The organism is Xenorhabdus santafensis (genome assembly GCF_033949405.1).
Classification (GTDB): domain Bacteria; phylum Pseudomonadota; class Gammaproteobacteria; order Enterobacterales; family Enterobacteriaceae; genus Xenorhabdus; species Xenorhabdus santafensis.
Genome location: NZ_VCDN01000034.1, coordinates 1 through 3,150 on the forward strand (window position 1 = coordinate 1; position 3,150 = coordinate 3,150).

5 protein-coding genes are annotated in these 3,150 nt (G+C 41.0%); all 5 read right to left on the minus strand.

Features of this window, described 5'->3' with window-relative positions:
- A partial coding sequence (locus FE392_RS09535) for a hypothetical protein (RefSeq protein ID WP_319929994.1) occupies positions 1 to 180 on the minus strand: 180 nt, incomplete at its 3' end.
- A 95-nt stretch (positions 181 to 275) separates the two neighbouring features.
- On the minus strand, positions 276 to 539 hold the full coding sequence (locus FE392_RS09540) for a helix-turn-helix domain-containing protein (protein ID WP_319929995.1): 264 nt from the start codon (positions 537 to 539) through the stop codon (positions 276 to 278).
- Between the two features lie 458 nt (positions 540 to 997).
- Positions 998 to 1,420, minus strand: coding sequence for a tail fiber assembly protein (locus FE392_RS09545; RefSeq protein WP_319929996.1), 423 nt, complete (start codon positions 1,418 to 1,420; stop codon positions 998 to 1,000).
- 15 nt (positions 1,421 to 1,435) lie between these two features.
- Positions 1,436 to 2,137 carry a tail fiber protein gene (locus tag FE392_RS09550; RefSeq protein WP_319929997.1) on the minus strand — a complete coding sequence of 234 codons (702 nt, stop codon included), beginning with the start codon at positions 2,135 to 2,137 and terminating at the stop codon, positions 1,436 to 1,438.
- A gap of 301 nt (positions 2,138 to 2,438) precedes the next feature.
- Positions 2,439 to 3,150 (minus strand): terminase TerL endonuclease subunit (locus tag FE392_RS09555; RefSeq protein ID WP_319929998.1); only part of this gene is annotated, 712 nt, incomplete at its 5' end.

Below are 3,150 nucleotides of genomic sequence, written 5' to 3' on the forward strand. Positions count from 1 at the left end.
ACTCTTAATCAACCCGTCCGGGGTTCGAGCCCCCGACGACCCACCAAATTTATCAAGGGCTTGCGTTAATTTCGTGAGCCCTTTGATTTTTCTAGGATTCTTATAGGATACCTTAAGGAAGTAGTAGGAAGTATCATAGGTTAGTTTTATTGCTAAAATATAGTTAGCTATTCTTCCCATATTTCCCCAATAGCGCACCTCACCATACCCAATAACTCACTGTGATTAATGAAATAAGGTGACTATTTCCTCGATGTTTTCCGATATTAAAATAATTATTTTACTGGATTATTACGAGCATTACGCTCAATAAGCTGACCGGTCATATCAAAATAACGGCTAGGCCAGATTTCAGAGGGGTGTATTTCGAGATAGTTGGCAATAATCCATTCGCCTTTAGGCCACGGACGAGAAAGTGTATTCGCTAATGTCGATGAACTGAGGCCGGATTCACGGGAGACAGCCGCTAAGGTTGTACCACGCTTACGTAATGCAGCAATAATATCGGCTTGATGCCAGTCATTTCTAACGTTGTTCATTCCTGCTACCCCTTCCATAATTGGGAAAATTGATGGTGGCGATTCAGACAGGGTTCTCACAACTGGGAGCTATCTTCCAGCGAGGCCGAAGCCTCCCCCGCCTGAATCGCCATTGAAAGGGCGATAGCAGACACACTGGTAGAAATTTCCTACCAGTGGATAGCTCTTTACAAGGGTGAGAATCCTTGACCATTGGATTTTGCCAATGGCGGGAGTACTTTAACGAATTGTTTTATCAGGTTCAATAAGCGAATCAGTAAAACCGCTTAACTTTTTGCGTTATATCCTATTGAACGCTTTAGGTCACTGTTGTTGTTCACTCAAGGTAAAGGTCGAAGTTCATCAAAAATACGACATGTAGGATAATACACTTGACTGCTCCGGCCTTGTGAAAGGAGGTGTGATTAATACAGCTTATTGTTTGACGTCCGTGTCTAATATGGTTACATACCCTGTTATCACGTAGGTTGTTCCGGCCAGACGATATCCGGTGCAATAGAACAATCTACTCTATTAAGTAATACCCTGTATTTACGCCATTCGGTTAATGCGGATTTTTCTGTATCTGTAGCAATACCCAGATCTACTGCATCTTGATTGATACTAATTTTTTCACTAGCTTCTCTCAATAACTCCTGTTTTTGAAATTCAGCATGTTTTTTAAATTCATCTGCTGTTAATGGCTGCGACGGAGGAAGTGTTCCCCATGTGGGCAGCCCGTCATTTCCAATTATTCGAGTTTTGCCTATTGGTGGTGTGGCAGTATATTTTTTGAAAACTGATTCATCAACATCAATGCCATCATCTGGCCATAAATTCGAGTTGATATAATCTTGTTTCAGAGCATATGGATAGAACAAATTATCTGAATACCTATACATATAAAATGCTCCATATCAATAGCCAATAGCCAACCACATAACAACTTGTGATTCTGGTATATCTGGAATACCTTGGCGAAACATTGGAATTGTCATTTTTTTATTATCAATCATATCTATTGCAACATTAGGTAGATATGATGCTTGATAAGCAAGACCATAGAGAGTAGCAAAAACACATTGTGGCATTCCGGTAAACGGAATAGGGAACTGTACATCAGCATAAAAAAAACCAGGATTGTCCCTTGAAAAATTAGCCCTTCCATATTGGATAATTCTACCATCAGGCATTTTGAACCAATTAGATCCTGACGTGAAAAATGACATATCAGGTATTTGATTTGGTCCATTTCCTATGGTTCTGTAAACCGACTCTGATAAACCAAGATTATCAACAAACGCCTTTTTATCAGGGATATCTTCCCCGTTCTTTCTCTTCTCTAAATAAAGATCTGAGTTGTTGTTAAGGGCGTTTTGATTAGCGGTACTCGCTAAATCATAGGCTTTTTTAACAGCTTTAGAGGTTGCGGCAGTTAAGTCACTGTCACTATCTGTTTCATTACTTAAAGTAACGAATCCGGGTTCTACATGAGTTGCGTAGGGATGATTACGACTTTTGGCATGTTCTTCTATTTTTTCTTTGACATATTCTGGCGTTGCAACGATAACCAGATTGCTATCGTCTGAAACAGGTGCATCAGGCTTTTTATCTTGCATAGTAATTCCCTCATTTAATCAACAATACACATTGCTAAGTAACATGAAGGCGGTGGGATACTTCTCCGCCTGTGAACATCAATAAATGGTTCATCAATATTGGAGAGTACAGATTGACTAATATTTAATAGGTAGCATGTTTTGTTGGCAGAATGACATAAAATGACAAATGGGGAATTAATAAAATATATCTGATGACTGATAAAATTTAGTGGAGTAAAGGCGAGATTTATCACCTTTTAATGCTTTGATTTTATGGTTCTCTACCCTGATAGAAAGTTAATTAAAATCAATAAATCAGCTAAATTCCCTCAAAGTTATTTAATCGTTGTTGCTGTTCTTCACTCAAATTAAACGCAAACTCTTCATGCTCAATTTGCCATGTACCAAAACTCATCAGGAACGCAATTGCGGGGTCGATTTTGTTCGCGGATTTCTTCTTATTTGGCTTGATATTGGCGTTCGCGTCGGTTTCCATCACCACATTGGACATTGCCCACGCGAGCACCGGATCGCTGTTGTGACATATGACTTTGCGGTTAACGAATACCTCAGCCGATTTCGCCACGGGGCTAAAGCGCATATAGGTTTGCGGGAACGGCTCAACATCCAGCCCTGCGCCTTGTAATTGGGTACGTAGATGCGTGGCATTCCATGTATCAAAGCCCACCAATTTGATATCAAACTGCTGGCTGTCGTTGAGAATATCATCACGGATACGGTCATAATCAATGCAGTCGCCTGCGGTGGTGCGTATCCAGCCTGCTTGTGTCCATTGGCGATAGATAGCCCGATTCTTGTTGGCGGGGTTTTGTAACTGCGCTTCGGGCAAGTAATGACGGGTCAGTAATAACAATTCATTATCCACGGGGAACGTGTAACAGAGGCTAGTGATATCGCCCGTTGAAGATAAATCCAGTCCGGCGTAACACTCCAGCCCTTTGAGATCGTTTTCATCATAATCTTGTTGGCAGGCTTTCCATGCACCTTCTCCCATCCACGGGGTTTCACCC